Below are 14,216 nucleotides of genomic sequence, written 5' to 3'. Positions count from 1 at the left end.
GGTCAGCTGTACTCGCCGCGCTCGATGGCCTCGGCGTACTTGCGGACGTCCGGGCCGGGCTCGTAGTCGATGAAGCGGTCCTTGACGGCGTCGTTGATCGCCTTGTAGGCCTCTTCCCACGACTCGCCGGAGTGGGCGGCGGCCGCATCGCGCACGGCCTCCTGCAGCACGCGGTCGGAGTCGGTCAGGATCTTGTCGCGCGCCTCGTCGTTCCAGCGCACATCGGTCAGGTCGGCCATGGTGTCTCCTCGGTTCGTGGTGTGGTGGGGCGGTGCGTGCGCGGCCGGACGGCCGTCACTCGCTCGTGCTGAGGGCGGATTCCTTGTGGGCCGCCGTCGAGCCGCTCTTGTCGCTCTCGACGATGAAGTAGGGCTCGTCGTGCGAGGCCTTGAACTTCTGGCCGTCGTGCTCGAACTCCGAGACGCGCTTCTCCTTGACGGTGCCGTGGGTCTCGCCCTGCGGGGTGTTCCAGGTGACGTGGTCTCCCTTGCTGAACGTCATCGCGCCTCCTTCGTCTGCGCCGACCGCCATCGGCCGGTCGTCGATGCGATCGTGGCGTGGACGGTACGCCCGCGAGCCGCCGGGCGACTCAGCCCCGAGGGGTAGGGGCGAGGGAGCCTCGGGTGTACCCCTCGACGTACCCCGCGGTCGCGCCGAGGCCTCGGGTCGAGCAGGTCGCCCGGGTCAGCGTCCGCGGCGGGGGCGGCTGCGGCCGGTGCCGCGCTGCGGGCCGCGGCCCTGCGGCGGCGTGCGCTTCGGCTTCGCACCGCGGGGGTCGGGGGCCGACCCCTTCTTCGCCGGGGCGGTCTGCTCAGGTTCGTCGCGCCTCCTGGTCCGACTGCTGCGGGCGGTGCGGCCCCGGACGACGCCGACGAAGTCGTCGGTGTCGTCGTCGGTGCGGTCGACCAGCCAGACGAGCGCGACGACGGTCGGCTCGAGGTCGGACACGAAGCGGTAGGTGAGCCCGCTGCGCGAGTGGAGTCGGGCGATCGACTGCGGCACGACGGCGACGCCCGAGCCGGTGGCCGCGACGTCGACGGCCTGGGCGTCGGTCAGGGCCGGGTCGAGGTCGTGACGCGTCTGACCCTCGAGATCGGCGGCGGTCAGCTCGTGCTCGATGCCGAGCGCCGCGAGCGGGTGGTCCTTCGAGACGACGACGACGGCGCGCTCGTCGTAGAGGCGGATGACCGAATGGTCGTCGTCGGTCGCGAGCGGCAGACGGGCGAGCAGCATGTCGACGGCGTCGTCGCCGGTCAGGGAGTCCAGGGCGCGGGCGGGGTCCGCCTCGACGACGGTCAGGGGCAGATCGGTGCGGCGCTCCTGCCAGAGGCGCGACCACTTCGACAGCGTGACGCCGGGGACGAACCCGATGCGGAAGGAGGCGCGGGTCGGCTCGGTCGTCATCGCCCCAGGGTACCGGGGCCGGGCGCCCGGTCGGCCCCGGTCGCGTCGGTGCACGGCGGCCTACCGGTACCCTTGCGGTCATGACCCAGAAGACCCCGCAGACGCTCAAGCCCTTCACTGCCGCGAAGAAGCTCGGGGTGCACCTGCCGGCGACGCCCGAGTCGTTCCAGAACACGCCCGTCACCCGCGAGGAGTTCGCCGAGCTCACGGCCAACCCGCCCGAGTGGCTCGCCGAGCTGCGCCGCACGGGGCCGCACCCCCGACCGGTCGTGGCGCAGAAGCTCGGCGTCACCATCTCGGGCCTCGCCCGGGCCGGCGTCGACGACGCCCTCACCACCGACGAGATCCACGACCTGCTGAAGGAGATGCCCGCCTGGCTGGTCACCGAGCGCGCGAACCTGGCCGAGGTCCGCGACGAGGAGCAGCGCGTGAAGGACCGCGACGCCGGTCGCGCCCTGCTCCGCGCCGAGCGCGAGCGCGCCGAGGGCGGCGACCCGGCCTGATCTCGACGGGCCGCGGCTCCCGCGACCCGCGTAGCTTCTGACGCATGTCATTCAACGACGATGCACGCATCGACAGCAGCAAGGTCCGACGGCGCGGCCGGGGTCGCACCACCGGCATCGCGGCCGGCGGGACGGGCATCGTGGCGATCATCGTCGTCGCCCTGGTCAACCAGTTCACCGGGGTCGACCTCAGCGGACTGGTCGGCGGGTCGACGGGCGGCAGCCCCGAGCAGATCGCCGCCGCCCCGCTCGAGGGCTGCACCACCGGCGCCGACGCGAACGCGAGCATCGACTGCCGCATGGCGGGGGCCGCCGACTCGCTCGACACCTACTGGACAGCCGAGGCCCCGACCCTCGGCCTCGGCGACTACGCCACCCCCGACTTCTTCCTCTTCACGTCGTCGGTCGACACCGGCTGCGGCGGCGCGACGAGCGCCACCGGGCCGTTCTACTGCCCGCCCGACCGGGCGCTCTACGTCGACACCGACTTCTTCGACCAGCTGCGCGAGCAGTACGGGGCCAGCGCCGGACCGCTCGCTCAGATGTACGTCGTCGGCCACGAGTGGGGCCACCACATCCAGCAGCTGACCGGCGCCTTCGACCGCGCCGACCGCACGGCCACCGGGCCGGGCTCCGACACGATCCGGCTCGAGGTCCAGGCCGACTGCTACGCGGGCGCCTGGGTCGGGGCCGCGTCGACGGTCGAGGACGACGCGGGGACGACGTTCCTCGAGCCGGTGACCGATGCGCAGATCGCCGACGCGCTCGACGCCGCCGCCGCCGTCGGCGACGACCGGATCCAGGAGGCGTCAGGCGGCCGGGTCGACTCCGACAGCTGGACCCACGGCTCGGCCGAGCAGCGTCAGCGGTGGTTCGACACCGGGCGCGCCGGTGGTCCCGCCGCCTGCGACACCTTCTCGGTGCCGACCGACCGGCTGTAGACCGCGAGCACCTGACGGCCGCTCTGCGCGTGTCGGGCCCCGCCTCTGGACGTCCGCGCCGCCGCGGGCGCAGAATCAGGCAACGCCACGAGGAGGTCGCACATGAGTCGCACCGGAAGAGCCGTCGAGTTCGATCGCTACGGAGACGTCGACGAGCTGCACTTCGTCACCCAGGAGCTGCCCGTCCCCGATGACGACGAGGTCGTCGTCGAGGTCGTGTGCGCGGGCCTGAACCACATCGAGAACTTCATCCGGAAGGGCGACTTCACCGACCGCCTGCCGCTGGAGTTCCCCGCACGTCAGGGGTCGTGCTTCGCCGGCATCATCAAGAAGCGCGGCTCGGCCGTGCGCGACTTCGCGGTCGGCGCCGAGGTGATCGGGCACGCGATCGGAGGCGGAGCGCATGCGACGTACGTCACCGTCCCCGCCTCGGCGATCGTGAAGAAGCCGTCGAACGTGCCGTGGGAGGTCGCCGGCGGGCTCTATCTCGCCGGGGCGACCGCCTACGACGTCGTGCGGTCGCTGCACCTCGGGCCGGGCGACATCGTCGTCATCACCGCGGCGGCCGGCGGCGTCGGTCACATCGAGTGCCAGCTCGCCCTCGCGGCCGGCGCCAAGGTCATCGGCACGTGCAGCCCCCCGAACCACGACTACCTGCGCTCGATCGGCATCACGCCTATCACGTACGGCGACGGCCTGCAGGAGCGCATCGAGAAGGCCGCCGGCCGGCCGGTCACGGCGTTCATCGACAACTTCGGCGGCGACAACCCGGCGCTGGCCACGGCGCTGGGGGTGTCGGAGGCGCGGTTCAGCTCGAGCGAGCAGCGTCTCGACATCGAGATGCGCTACATCCGGCCCGAGCGCGACGACGCCGAGCCCGCCATGGTGCTGGCCGCCGTCGCCAAGCTGATCGCCGAGAACAAGGTGCGCGTGCTGATCTCGGGCTTCTACCCGTTCGACTACATCGCGCAGGCGTTCGACGACCTGGCCGAGCACCACTCGCGCGGCAAGGTCGTCGTCGGCATGCAGCCGGTCGAGACCGGTGCGCGCTCGCACTGGTACCTGTCGGGCAAGGCGCGCAGCACCCACGAGGCGACCGCCTGATCCCTGCGTGTCGTGCACCGCGCCTCCTCGGATCCGCTCCGAGGAGGCGCGGCGCCGTTCAGAGCGTCGGCGAGCGCAGCAGCGCGCCCGGCGAGCGCACGGTCGCCGCGGCGACGTCCATCGCCCGACCCAGCGCGTCGGCCCAGTCGACCGAGCCGGGGTCGCGGCGGTCGGCGAGGAGCGACGAGACGATCGAGGCGAAGGTCGCGTCGCCGGCCCCCATGGTGTCCACGACGTCGCCCTCAGCGGCCGAGATGCCGCGTCGCAGCTCGTCGCGACCGGACAGCAGCAGACCGGCACCGTCGGAGCCGCGTGTGGCCAGCACTCCCCCGGCCCCGGCGGCGAGCAGCGCGTCCTGCCACTCCTCAAGCGACCGGCCCGTGACGAGGGCGGCGTCGTCGTCGCCGATCTTGACCAGGAGGCACGCGGCGGCCACGCGGGCGAACCCGGCTCGGAACGCGGTCACCTGGGCGTCGCCGCCCGGCAGGAACCCCGGGCGCGGGTTGGGGTCGACGACGAGTCGTCGCGGCTCGTCGCCGACGACGGCGAGCAGCCGGTCGGTCAGGGCGGCGTCGTCGAAGGGGTACGAGCTGACGGCGACGAGCGGCGCGGCCGCGAGCACGTCGAACTGCTCGGGCGAGAAGTCGAGCCCGCGGTCGACGGCCGCGTCGGTGAACACGTACGAGGGCTCGCCGTCGACCCGCAGCGAGACGGCGCGGCCGGTGCCGAGCGGGTTGACGGTCGCCACGAGCTCGACCCCGTGCTCGTCGAGGAAGTCGCGGATCGAGCGGCCGTCGGCGTCGTCGCCGACGCTCGCCAGCAGCGTGGTCGGCACGCCCAGGCGGCTGAGCCCGACGGCGACGTTGAGCCCGGCGCCCCCGACGTGATCGCTCGAGCCCTCGTCGGTGCGCAGCTCGTCGATCAGCGCGTCGCCGATGACGACGACCCGCCCGTCGGCTCCGCCGTCGCTCCGGCCGTCGATGCTGCCCTCGGTGGTGGTCATGCGCGCCTCTCGTCGACGGGAGCCGCCCGGTCGGACACGCGAGGCGACACGTCACCCTAGACCGCGCCCGGTCGGCGTCGCACCCCGCCGCTACGCTGACGACGTGACCCACTACGCACTGGCCGTCGACGTCGGCGGAACCAAGGTCGAGGCCGCGCTCGTCGCCGCCGACGGCACCCTCCTGACCGGCAGCCGCGACCGCCGCCCCACGGGCGCGACGGCGACGTCCGACGAGCTGGCCGAGTCGGTGCGGGCCGTCGTCGTCCACGCGCTGGGCGCCCTGCCCGAGGGCGATGCGCTCGTGGGCGCGGGCATCGGCAGCGCCGGCCCCGTCGACCTCGTCGCGGGCACCGTGTCGCCGATCAACCTCCCGGCCTGGCGCGGGTACCCCCTGCGCGAGCTGGTGACCTCCCTCGCGGCCTCGATGCTGCCCGACGCGGCGCCCGTCACCCTCCGGCTCGACGGCGTGAGCCTCGCCCTCGCCGAGCACTGGGTCGGCGCCACCCAGGGCGTCGACGACGCCCTCGCGATCACCGTCTCGACCGGCGTGGGCGGCGGGCTGATCGTCAACGGGCGCCTGCTGTCGGGCGGCACGGGCAACGCCGGTCACATCGGCCAGATCCAGATCGCCGACCGCCCCGCGGGCGAGAGCGCCTGGGCCGCCACGCTCGAGGTCATCGCCTCGGGGCCGAACGTCGTCGCGTGGGCCAGGGCCCAGGGCTGGCAGGGCGAGCGCGGCGAGGACCTCGCCGCAGGCTACCGCGACGGCGACCCGATCGCCGTCGCCGCGGTCCGCCGCTCGGCCACCGCCGTCGGCGAGGCCATCTCGTCGGTCACGACCCTGCTCGACCTCGACGTCGCCGCGATCGGCGGCGGCTTCTCGCGGGTCAGCGACGACTACCTCGATCTGGTCCGGCAGGCCGTCGACGAGGCGCCGGTCAACGACTACGCCCGCCGGGTGCGCGTCGTCCGCTCGGGCCTCAGCGACGAGAGCCCGCTCGTGGGGGCGGCCGCCCTCGTCTGGCAGGCCGATCTGCTCGGCTGAGCCGCACCTCCTCGGTGCTCGATCTGAGAACGGTTCCCGTCACGAGCGAGGCCCAGCCGGGCGCGCCTAGGCTCATGGAGTCCCCCACAGCGTCGTCGGAGATCAGCGCGCCCACAGACGCGCGAGTCACTCGCAACCCCCGGAGGTAACCCCATGACAACCACCGTCCCCGTCCTGCTGACGCCGTCCGCCGGCGCCCCCTTCGAGCACTCCACCGTCGAGCTGCGCGACGTCGGTCCGAACGACGTCCGGATCGACATCGCCTTCGCCGGCATCTGCCACAGCGACATCCACCAGGCCCGTGAAGAGTGGGGCAAGGCGATCTTCCCGATGGTGCCCGGCCACGAGATCGCCGGCATCGTCACCGAGGTCGGCAGCGAAGTCACCAAGCACGAGGTCGGCGATCGCGTCGGCATCGGCTGCTTCGTCGACAGCTGCCGCGAGTGCGAGAACTGCCTCGCCGGCGAGCAGCAGTTCTGCGTCAAGGGCAACGTCGCGACCTACAACGGCCGCCAGTACTCGGGCGAGCCCACCTACGGCGGCTACGCCAAGCAGATCGTCGCCGACGAGAACTACGTGCTCTCGATCCCCGAGGGCATCGCGCTCGACGAGGCGGCCCCGCTGCTCTGCGCCGGGATCACCACCTATTCGCCGCTGAAGCACTGGGGCGCCGGCCCCGGCAAGAAGGTCGCCGTCGTCGGCATGGGCGGCCTCGGTCACATGGCCGTCAAGATCGCGCACGCCATGGGCGCCGAGGTCACCGTCATCAGCCAGACGCTGTCGAAGCAGGAGGACGGCCTGAAGCTCGGCGCCGACCACTACTACGCCTCGAGCGACCCGTCGACGTTCTCGGACCTGAAGAACTCGTTCGACCTGATCATCAACACGATCTCGGCCGACATGGACATCGACGCCTACGCGCGCACCCTGCGCCTCAACGGCACCATGGTGTTCGTCGGCCTGCCCGAGAACCCGCAGTCGTTCCGGGCCGGCTCGCTCATCGGCGGCCGTCGCAGCCTCGCCGGCTCGAACATCGGCGGCATCCCCGAGACCCAGGAGATGCTCGACTTCTGCGCCGAGCACCGCATCGGGGCCGAGATCGAGACGATCGGCGCCGACGAGGTCGACGAGGCCTACGAGCGTGTCGTCGCCAGCAAGGTCCGCTACCGCTTCGTGATCGACACCGCGACGATCTAGCGCCGCCTCCTCGCGAGAAAGGGACGTTCTGCCGCCGGACCACGGCGCAGAACGTCCCTCTCCGTGCAAGACGCGCGCCGGACGCTAGCGAGCGGCGGCCGCCGGAGGGGTGTTGAAGCGGCGGAGCCAGCCGGCGAACTCGGCGAGCTCGTCGTCCGTCCATCCCTCGACGTGGCTGCGGAACACGGCGCGGTTCTCGTGCCGCACCTCGAGCATCCTCGCGTCGGCCCGCTCGGTGCTGCGGAGCATCGACACGCGCCCGTCGCTCGCATCCGCCACGACGTCGACGAACCCGGCCTCGCGCAGCAGCGTCACCTGACGGCTGACGGCGCTCTTGTCCATCGCCATCGCCTTGACGATGTCGCCCGCGGTGCACGGCTGGTGCTTCATCACGTACCGGAGCACGTAGAACGCGGTCGGCGGCACGTCGGGGTCGAACCGCGAGGCCGCGGCCGCGATGGTTCGCTTGGCCTCGACCATCATCGAGCCGATCTCGTCGACCACTCCGGCCATCAGGCCCTCGCGACCCCCGTCGTCCGGGCCCGGGAGGCGCGGTGCGCCTGGCACCGCGCCCGCCCGCGTCGCGTCATCGGTCCGCTGCGACATCCTTCTCCTCGACCAGGGACGAGAACACCGGGCTCTCGGCCAGCTCGTCGTCCGTCACCGGGTGACCCGCCACCTCGGCGGCACCCGTCGCGATGATCGTATCGATCGTCCCGGTGCGGGCGGCCGTGTGGGAGTGGTGGCGACGCTCGCCCGGGAGCGCGCCGGTGTCGGCATCGGAGCCGGAGGCAGAGCCGGAGCCGACGGTCGGCGACACCGGGGCGTCGCCGCCGCGGTCGCTCGGACCGTCGTCGGTCGTCACCGGGGCGCTCGAGACCGCGGGGGCCAGGGCGGCGGTGGCCGCGGCCCCCTTGGTCGCCGGCGACGCGACGTTCCCGTCGACCGACGCCGCGCCTCCTGCGCTGCGGTCGTCGCCGTCGGTGGTCGGCGCGGCTGCGGCGGCACGCTGGATCCCGCTCTTCGTGCCGAGCTCGACGTTCGGGAGCAGGCAGACGAACACGATGGTGATGATCGCGAGCGGCGCGGCGATGAGGAACACGTCGGCGACGCCCTGGCCGTAGGCCGACTCGATGATCGTGCGGATCGGGGCGGGGACGGTGCTGAGGTCGGGGATGCTCGTGGTCGACTCGCCGCTGCCCAGGGCGCTGGGGTCGACCCCGGCGTCGGTCAGACCGTCGGTGATGTAGCCCGAGACCTTGGTGCCGAGCACGGCGCCCATGACCGAGACGCCGATGGTGCCGCCGAGGCTGCGGAAGAACGCGACGCTCGACGAGGCCGCCCCGACGACGCTCACGTCGACCGAGTTCTGGACGACGAGCACGAGGTTCTGCATGACCATGCCGATGCCGAGTCCCATCATCGCCATGTAGACGGAGACGATGACGAAGTTCGTGTCGTACTCGATGGTCGACATGAGGAACAGACCGGCCGCGAGCAGCACCGAGCCGACGATCATGTAGGGCTTCCACTTGCCGTACTTCGAGATGAGCGCACCGGCGACCATCGACGAGATGAGGAGGCCGAGCACCATCGGCAGGGTCAGGATGCCCGCCATGGTGGGCGACTGGCCGCGGGCCAGCTGCATGTACTGACCGAGGAACACGCTGGTGCCGAACATCGCGACACCGACGCTGAGCGAGGCGATGACCGCGAAGGTGAAGGTGCGGTTGCGGAAGAGCGTCAGGGGGATGATCGGCTCCTCGGTGCGGAACTCGACGACCACGGCGAGCACGAGCAGCACGGCGGCGCCGACGCCCATCAGCCAGCTGGTGAGCGAGTTCCACTCGAACTGCTTGCCGCCGAGGGACACCCAGACGAGCAGCAGCGAGACGCCGCCGGCGATCAGACCGGCGCCCCAGTAGTCGACGACGACCTTGCGCTTCGGCTTGGCGGGCAGGTGCAGCGTGCGCTGGATGACGATCAGGGCGGCGATGCCGACGGGCACGCCGACGAAGAAGTTCCAACGCCAGCCGATGGTGTCGGTGAGCACGCCGCCGAGCAGCGGGCCGCCGATGGTGCCGACGCTCATCACGGCGCCGAGGTAGCCCATGTAGCGGCCTCGCTCGCGCGGGCTGATGATGTCGCTCATGACGACCTGGACGAGGGCGGTCAGACCGCCGGCGCCGAGGCCCTGGAAGACGCGGAACGTGATGAGCGTCGCGGTGTTCTGCGAGAACCCGGCCGCGACCGAGGCCAGCACGAACAGCACGAGGGCCACCTGCAGCAGCACCTTGCGGTTCGTGAGGTCGGAGAACTTGCCCCAGAGCGGCGTGCTGACCGTTGTCGCGAGCAGCGTGGCGGTGATGACCCACGTGTACGAGGTCTGGCTGCCGTTCAGGTCGCTGACGATGCGCGGCAGCGAGGTCGACACGACGGTCGACGACAGGATCGCCACGAGCATGCCCATCAGCAGCCCCGACAGGGCGGTGAGGACTTCGCGGTGGCTCATGCCGGGCGCTTCGCCCGGTTCGTGCGGTGCGGCGGGCCTGGTGCCCGCGGCGGTCGTGGTCTGCGACAAGGTTCGCTCCGGTGATTCGAGATGGTGGGGACCCGACGCCGATGGCTGGTCCTGTGGTTGCAGAATGTCAACCATACTCGGTGGTTGACGATTCGCAACCATTTATCTGCAGAATCTGCACAATTCTTCGGAGGTGGGGCGGGGCGCACGAAGGAGGCGCGGTGCGAGTCGAACTCGCACCGCGCCTCCTCGGATCCAGGGCCCCTAGCGGACCTCTTCGCGTCTCTTCTGCCGGAACATCTCCGCGGGCTCGTGCTCGCCGTTCCAGACCTGGGTGATGCCCCAGGCGACGGCCATCACCGGCACCGCGATGACCGCGCCGACGACGCCGCCGAGGATCGTGCCGGCGGTCAGGGCGACCAGGATGACGAGGCCGTGCAGCTGCAACGTGCGGCCCATCAGCACCGGCTGGAGGAAGTTGCCCTCGAGCTGGTTGACGACGACGACGACCACGACGACCCAGATCGCGGCCGGCACGCCGTTGGCCACCAGCGCGACGAGCGCGGCGAGGATGCCCGCCGCCGTCGCTCCGACGAGCGGGATGAACGCGGTGAGGAACACGACGACCGCGAGGGGCAGCGCCAGGGGCACCCCGATGATCCACAGGCCGACGCCGATGCCGATCGCGTCGACGGCCGCTACCGTCGCCGTGCCGCGGACGTACCCGCCGAGCGTCGCGACGGTCTTGTCGCCGATGCGACGGGCACGGGCGTACTGCTCGCCGCGGAACGGACGGAGCATGAACTCCCAGATGGCGGGGCCGTCCTTGAGGAAGAAGAACAGCACGACGATCATCAGCACGAGACCGGTCAGGAAGCTGCCGATGGCCGAGGCCCCGGCGAGGGCGCCCGAGCCGAACTGGGCGCTGGTGACGAAGTCGGTCACGGCGTCGATGCCGCCCTGGATCTGATCGTCGGTGATCGAGAAGGGCAGGGTCGTGACCCAGTTCTGCAGCTGCTCGATGCCCTGTGTCGCCGACTCGGCGAGCGAAGCGGCCTGGTTCTCGACGGCCCAGACGATCAGCCACGCGATGAGGCCGAGGATGATGACGACGGCGAAGAGGCAGATGAGGGTCGCCAGCACGGACGGCACCCGGTGCTTCCGCAGGAACGACACCACCGGCAGCATCGCCGATGCGAAGATGAGGGCGAGCAGCACCGGCAGGGTCACCAGGCTGAGGCTGAGGAACACGTAGATGAGGGCGGCGGCCACGATGACCACGGCGATGATCTGCACGGCGCGCGTCGCGAGCGCGCCGAAGGCGTCCGCCCAGAGCGAGTGACGCACGGCGGCGTCCTGCCGGGCCACCTCGGTTGCTTGGCTGCGGAAGAGTCCCACGGTGTCGTCCTCGTTTCTGGTCGTGCGATGCGGTCAGGCTGACGAGCCGACAGAGCAAGCCAACCCCGTTCCGACCATAACGGTCCGCATCGCTCCCGCGCGCCCCTAGCGTGGGGGCATGCCGACCTCCGTGCTCGTCGTGTCCGACACCCATGTGCCCCAGAAGGCCAAGGCCGTGCCGTCCGCCGTCTGGGCCGCCGTCGATCGCGCCGACGTGGTCGTGCACGCCGGAGACTGGACCGGCCTGCCGCTGCTCGACGAGTTCGAGACCCGCGCGCGCCTCCTGATCGGGGTCCGCGGCAACAACGACGGCCCCGAGTTCGACGACAGGCTGCCCGAGGTCGTCCGCACCGCCGTCGACGGCGTCCGTCTCGCCGTCGTGCACGAGACCGGAGCCAAGGAGGCGCGTGAGACCCGCATGGACCGCCTCTTCCCCGAGACCGACCTGCTGCTGTTCGGCCACAGTCACATCCCCTGGGACACCACCACGCCCGCCGGGCTGCGCCTGCTCAACCCCGGCTCGCCGACGGACCGCCGCCGCCAGCCGCACGCGACGTATCTGACGCTGACGCTCGACGCGGGCGCGATCCGCGACGTCGCGCTGCACGAGCTGCCGGTCAAGGGGGCGGGGATCCTGCCCCACCCCCGCATGTCGACCTGAGGCGCGGACCGGAGGGCGGTGCGGGCCCGGCGACCCCCGGGGCCGGGCCTGCCCACCCCCGGGCCCGGGCCGCTCAGCTCGCGGGGGTCTCCGTCGGCGCCGGGGTGGTCGACTCGGCCGGCTCGGCGGGGGCGTCCGACTCGGCCGGAGCGGGAGTCGGCGTCGCGGTGCTGCTGTCGGCGTAGCTGTTGCCGGCCGCGGTCACGACGAAGTTGCGGAACTCCTCGTTGGTGAAGGGCAGGCTCGGGTCGTAGCGCTGACCGTTCACGAGCACGAGGGGCGTTCCGGCGAGGGCCTCGACCGTGCTGTTCGGGATGGGGCCGTCGATCGCCCGCTGCGTGGCGGCGGTGACCCACGAGCCGAACTCCTCGTCGTCGATGCAGGTCGCGATGCGCGCGGGGTCGACCACGCCGTCGATGCCGCTCGCGATGTCCGACAGGGCCGCGTCGTCGAGGCCGCGGGTGCCCTCTTCGGGCTGCTGCTCGAACAGGGCTGTGTTGAAGTCGAAGAACGAGTTCGGCGAGTAGTTCGCGACGCAGGCCGCGGCGTTGGCGGCCCGGTTCGAGTACCGGGTGCCGACGGACTGGTTCGTGAGGATGGCCACCGGGTGGTACTCGACCGTCGCCGCACCCGAGTCGACCAGACCGGCGATGTACTCGTTGTTGGCGGCCTCGAACTGGCCGCAGATGGGGCAGAGGTAGTCGAGGTAGACGACGATGTCGACGGTGTCGCTCGCGGCCGTGGTGGCGGAGGGCACCGGCTCGTCGTCGGCCGCCAGAGCCGGCGTCGTGTCGGCCACGAAGTCCTGACCGATGCGGATGCCGTCGCTGGCCATGTTCGCGGGGCCGGGGCCGGCCGGACGGATGCTGTTCGTGATCACGACGACGACGATCACGACGACCGCCACGAGGGCGAGGGCGATGCCCCCCTGCAGCAGGACGCGACCGGTCCGCTGGCGGCGCTTCTGCTTCTTGCGGGCCGCCTGCGCCTTCTGGCGGGCGGCGGCGCGACGCTGGTTCTTCGTGAGGGTCTTGTCGTCCGAGGCGTTGTCAGTCATGGAACGGGTCTCTCCGATGCGCCACGGCTCGTCGCCGTCGCGTCGTAAGGGGTGTGGGGAGGGGCTGCGGCTGCAGCGCCCGAGGGTCACGGGCCGGTCGGGGGGGGTGTCCGAGCCGCCGTGATGAAGACGATACCGTCCCCGACCCGGACGAGGGATGAGACCGTCTCGGTTCGGTGCCATACTGTCGGGTGGTGGTCATCGCGGACCTCTTGGTCTGATCACCATCCATTCACGAAGGATCGTCCGGCACGTACCTGCCGGTGAAGGAGAAACATCATGGCGTCAGTCACGTTCAGCAAGGCCACCCGCCTCTACCCCGGCTCGACCCGCGCAGCGGTCGACGCCATCGACCTCGAGGTCGCGGACGGCGAGTTCCTCGTCCTGGTCGGCCCCTCGGGTTGCGGCAAGTCGACGACCCTCCGCATGCTCGCCGGTCTCGAAGAGGTCAACAGCGGCGACATCTTCATCGGCGACCGCAACGTCACCGACGTCCCGCCGAAGGACCGCGACATCGCGATGGTGTTCCAGAACTACGCGCTCTACCCGCACATGACCGTGGCCGAGAACATGGGCTTCGCGCTCAAGATCGCCGGCGTCGGCAAGGAAGAGCGCGCGACCCGCGTCCTCGAGGCCGCCAAGCTGCTCGACCTCGAGCCCTACCTGGCCCGCAAGCCCAAGGCCCTCTCGGGTGGTCAGCGTCAGCGCGTCGCCATGGGCCGCGCCATCGTGCGTCAGCCCCAGGTGTTCCTGATGGACGAGCCCCTCTCGAACCTCGACGCCAAGCTCCGCGTCCAGACCCGCACCCAGATCGCCTCGCTGCAGCGCCGTCTCGGCGTCACCACGGTCTACGTCACCCACGATCAGACCGAGGCCCTGACCATGGGCGACCGCATCGCGGTCCTGAAGGACGGCATCCTGCAGCAGGTCGGCACCCCCCGCGACCTGTACGAGAAGCCGCAGAACGTCTTCGTCGCCGGCTTCATCGGCTCGCCCGCCATGAACCTGCTGCCCGCCGACGTCGTCGACGGCGGCATCCAGTTCGGCACCGCCGTCACCTCGGTCGACCGCGACACCGTCGGCCAGGCGACCGGCAAGAGCGTCACCGTGGGCGTCCGCCCCGAAGACGTCGTCGTCAACACGACCGGCGAGGGCCTCGCCGTCACGGTCGACGTCGTCGAGGAGCTCGGCGCCGACGGCTACCTCTACGGTCACACCGAGGTCAACGGTCAGCGCGTCGACATCGTCGTGCGCGTCGACGGCCGCAACCACCCCAAGCTGGGCGACACGATCCACATCACCCCGCAGGCGCACCACGTGCACGTCTTCGACACCGAGAGCGGCGAGCGCCTCGGCGACAAGGCCGTCATCAGCGCGTAGCA

General features: G+C 71.5%; 15 protein-coding genes. 7 read left to right on the top strand and 8 right to left on the bottom strand.

Going from position 1 to position 14,216, the window contains the following annotated elements; all coding sequences use genetic code 11:
- Positions 1 to 2: 2 nt before the first annotated feature.
- The 3 genes from ASF17_RS12550 to ASF17_RS12540 all read right to left on the bottom strand — a co-directional run bounded on the left by ASF17_RS12550 (position 3) and on the right by ASF17_RS12540 (position 1,404).
- Positions 3 to 239, bottom strand: coding sequence for a hypothetical protein (locus ASF17_RS12550; RefSeq protein WP_055800319.1), 237 nt, complete (start codon positions 237 to 239; stop codon positions 3 to 5).
- A gap of 55 nt (positions 240 to 294) precedes the next feature.
- Complete coding sequence (locus ASF17_RS12545; protein WP_055800835.1) at positions 295 to 501, bottom strand: DUF2945 domain-containing protein; 207 nt, start codon at positions 499 to 501, stop codon at positions 295 to 297.
- 183 nt (positions 502 to 684) lie between these two features.
- Positions 685 to 1,404, bottom strand: a complete 720-nt coding sequence (locus ASF17_RS12540) for a LysR family transcriptional regulator substrate-binding protein (RefSeq protein WP_055800316.1) — start codon at positions 1,402 to 1,404, stop codon at positions 685 to 687.
- An 80-nt stretch (positions 1,405 to 1,484) separates the two neighbouring features.
- Here ASF17_RS12540 and ASF17_RS12535 point away from each other — a divergent pair, with 80 nt between their 5' ends.
- The 3 genes from ASF17_RS12535 (at position 1,485) to ASF17_RS12525 (ending at position 3,952) form a co-directional block, all read left to right on the top strand.
- Positions 1,485 to 1,907, top strand: coding sequence for a DUF5997 family protein (locus ASF17_RS12535; RefSeq protein WP_055800313.1), 423 nt, complete (start codon positions 1,485 to 1,487; stop codon positions 1,905 to 1,907).
- A 44-nt stretch (positions 1,908 to 1,951) separates the two neighbouring features.
- Complete coding sequence (gene ypfJ, locus ASF17_RS12530; RefSeq protein WP_055800309.1) at positions 1,952 to 2,848, top strand: KPN_02809 family neutral zinc metallopeptidase; 897 nt, start codon at positions 1,952 to 1,954, stop codon at positions 2,846 to 2,848.
- Positions 2,849 to 2,950: 102 nt separating this feature from the next.
- Entirely contained in the window at positions 2,951 to 3,952 is a 1,002-nt protein-coding gene (locus tag ASF17_RS12525) for an NADP-dependent oxidoreductase (protein WP_055800306.1), read from the top strand.
- 58 nt (positions 3,953 to 4,010) lie between these two features.
- Here ASF17_RS12525 and ASF17_RS12520 read toward each other — a convergent pair whose 3' ends face one another.
- The gene (locus ASF17_RS12520; RefSeq protein WP_055800303.1) at positions 4,011 to 4,955 is read right to left on the bottom strand and encodes a carbohydrate kinase family protein; all 945 of its coding nucleotides are present in this window, start codon (positions 4,953 to 4,955) and stop codon (positions 4,011 to 4,013) included.
- A 103-nt stretch (positions 4,956 to 5,058) separates the two neighbouring features.
- Between ASF17_RS12520 and ASF17_RS12515 the strand changes: the two genes are divergently transcribed.
- Positions 5,059 to 6,000 (top strand): ROK family protein, encoded by a 942-nt coding sequence (locus tag ASF17_RS12515; protein ID WP_055800300.1) that lies wholly within the window; start codon positions 5,059 to 5,061, stop codon positions 5,998 to 6,000.
- Between the two features lie 153 nt (positions 6,001 to 6,153).
- Entirely contained in the window at positions 6,154 to 7,197 is a 1,044-nt protein-coding gene (locus ASF17_RS12510) for an NAD(P)-dependent alcohol dehydrogenase (protein WP_055800297.1), read from the top strand.
- 84 nt (positions 7,198 to 7,281) lie between these two features.
- Here ASF17_RS12510 and ASF17_RS12505 read toward each other — a convergent pair whose 3' ends face one another.
- The 3 genes from ASF17_RS12505 to ASF17_RS12495 form a co-directional block, all read right to left on the bottom strand.
- Entirely contained in the window at positions 7,282 to 7,803 is a 522-nt protein-coding gene (locus ASF17_RS12505) for a MarR family winged helix-turn-helix transcriptional regulator (protein WP_055800295.1), read from the bottom strand.
- On the bottom strand, positions 7,784 to 9,709 hold the full coding sequence (locus tag ASF17_RS12500) for an MDR family MFS transporter (protein WP_055800292.1): 1,926 nt from the start codon (positions 9,707 to 9,709) through the stop codon (positions 7,784 to 7,786). The genes ASF17_RS12505 and ASF17_RS12500 overlap by 20 nt, the downstream gene beginning before the upstream one ends.
- Before the next feature lie 273 nt (positions 9,710 to 9,982).
- The gene (locus tag ASF17_RS12495; RefSeq protein ID WP_055800288.1) at positions 9,983 to 11,116 is read right to left on the bottom strand and encodes an AI-2E family transporter; all 1,134 of its coding nucleotides are present in this window, start codon (positions 11,114 to 11,116) and stop codon (positions 9,983 to 9,985) included.
- Between the two features lie 118 nt (positions 11,117 to 11,234).
- Here ASF17_RS12495 and ASF17_RS12490 point away from each other — a divergent pair, with 118 nt between their 5' ends.
- On the top strand, positions 11,235 to 11,777 hold the full coding sequence (locus ASF17_RS12490; protein WP_055800283.1) for a metallophosphoesterase family protein: 543 nt from the start codon (positions 11,235 to 11,237) through the stop codon (positions 11,775 to 11,777).
- Between the two features lie 73 nt (positions 11,778 to 11,850).
- Here the strand turns inward: ASF17_RS12490 and ASF17_RS12485 are convergent, their stop codons facing one another.
- A complete protein-coding gene (locus tag ASF17_RS12485) occupies positions 11,851 to 12,834 on the bottom strand; it encodes a DsbA family protein (protein ID WP_082475334.1) in 984 nt (327 codons plus the stop codon).
- A 279-nt stretch (positions 12,835 to 13,113) separates the two neighbouring features.
- On the opposite strand from ASF17_RS12485, the gene ASF17_RS12480 reads away from it, so the two are divergent.
- Entirely contained in the window at positions 13,114 to 14,214 is a 1,101-nt protein-coding gene (locus tag ASF17_RS12480) for an ABC transporter ATP-binding protein (RefSeq protein WP_055800280.1), read from the top strand.
- Positions 14,215 to 14,216: the final 2 nt, after the last annotated feature.

This window comes from Frigoribacterium sp. Leaf263 (assembly GCF_001422285.1).
Classification (GTDB): domain Bacteria; phylum Actinomycetota; class Actinomycetes; order Actinomycetales; family Microbacteriaceae; genus Frigoribacterium.
This window is presented reverse-complemented; position numbering and strand designations above follow the sequence as displayed.

Excerpts from the sequence above, each read along its gene's own strand:
- ASF17_RS12535 (WP_055800313.1), top strand. The coding sequence starts at position 1,485 with ATGACCCAGAAGACCCCGCAGACGCTCAAGCCCTTCACTGCCGCGAAG.
- ASF17_RS12490 (WP_055800283.1), top strand. The coding sequence starts at position 11,235 with ATGCCGACCTCCGTGCTCGTCGTGTCCGACACCCATGTGCCCCAGAAG.
- ASF17_RS12505 (WP_055800295.1), bottom strand. The coding sequence starts at position 7,803 with ATGTCGCAGCGGACCGATGACGCGACGCGGGCGGGCGCGGTGCCAGGC.
- ASF17_RS12545 (WP_055800835.1), bottom strand. The coding sequence starts at position 501 with ATGACGTTCAGCAAGGGAGACCACGTCACCTGGAACACCCCGCAGGGC.
- ASF17_RS12520 (WP_055800303.1), bottom strand. The coding sequence starts at position 4,955 with ATGACCACCACCGAGGGCAGCATCGACGGCCGGAGCGACGGCGGAGCC.
- ASF17_RS12485 (WP_082475334.1), bottom strand. The coding sequence starts at position 12,834 with ATGACTGACAACGCCTCGGACGACAAGACCCTCACGAAGAACCAGCGT.
- ASF17_RS12510 (WP_055800297.1), top strand. The coding sequence starts at position 6,154 with ATGACAACCACCGTCCCCGTCCTGCTGACGCCGTCCGCCGGCGCCCCC.
- ASF17_RS12480 (WP_055800280.1), top strand. The coding sequence starts at position 13,114 with ATGGCGTCAGTCACGTTCAGCAAGGCCACCCGCCTCTACCCCGGCTCG.
- ASF17_RS12540 (WP_055800316.1), bottom strand. The coding sequence starts at position 1,404 with ATGACGACCGAGCCGACCCGCGCCTCCTTCCGCATCGGGTTCGTCCCC.
- ASF17_RS12500 (WP_055800292.1), bottom strand. The coding sequence starts at position 9,709 with ATGAGCCACCGCGAAGTCCTCACCGCCCTGTCGGGGCTGCTGATGGGC.
- ASF17_RS12525 (WP_055800306.1), top strand. The coding sequence starts at position 2,951 with ATGAGTCGCACCGGAAGAGCCGTCGAGTTCGATCGCTACGGAGACGTC.
- ypfJ (WP_055800309.1), top strand. The coding sequence starts at position 1,952 with ATGTCATTCAACGACGATGCACGCATCGACAGCAGCAAGGTCCGACGG.
- ASF17_RS12550 (WP_055800319.1), bottom strand. The coding sequence starts at position 239 with ATGGCCGACCTGACCGATGTGCGCTGGAACGACGAGGCGCGCGACAAG.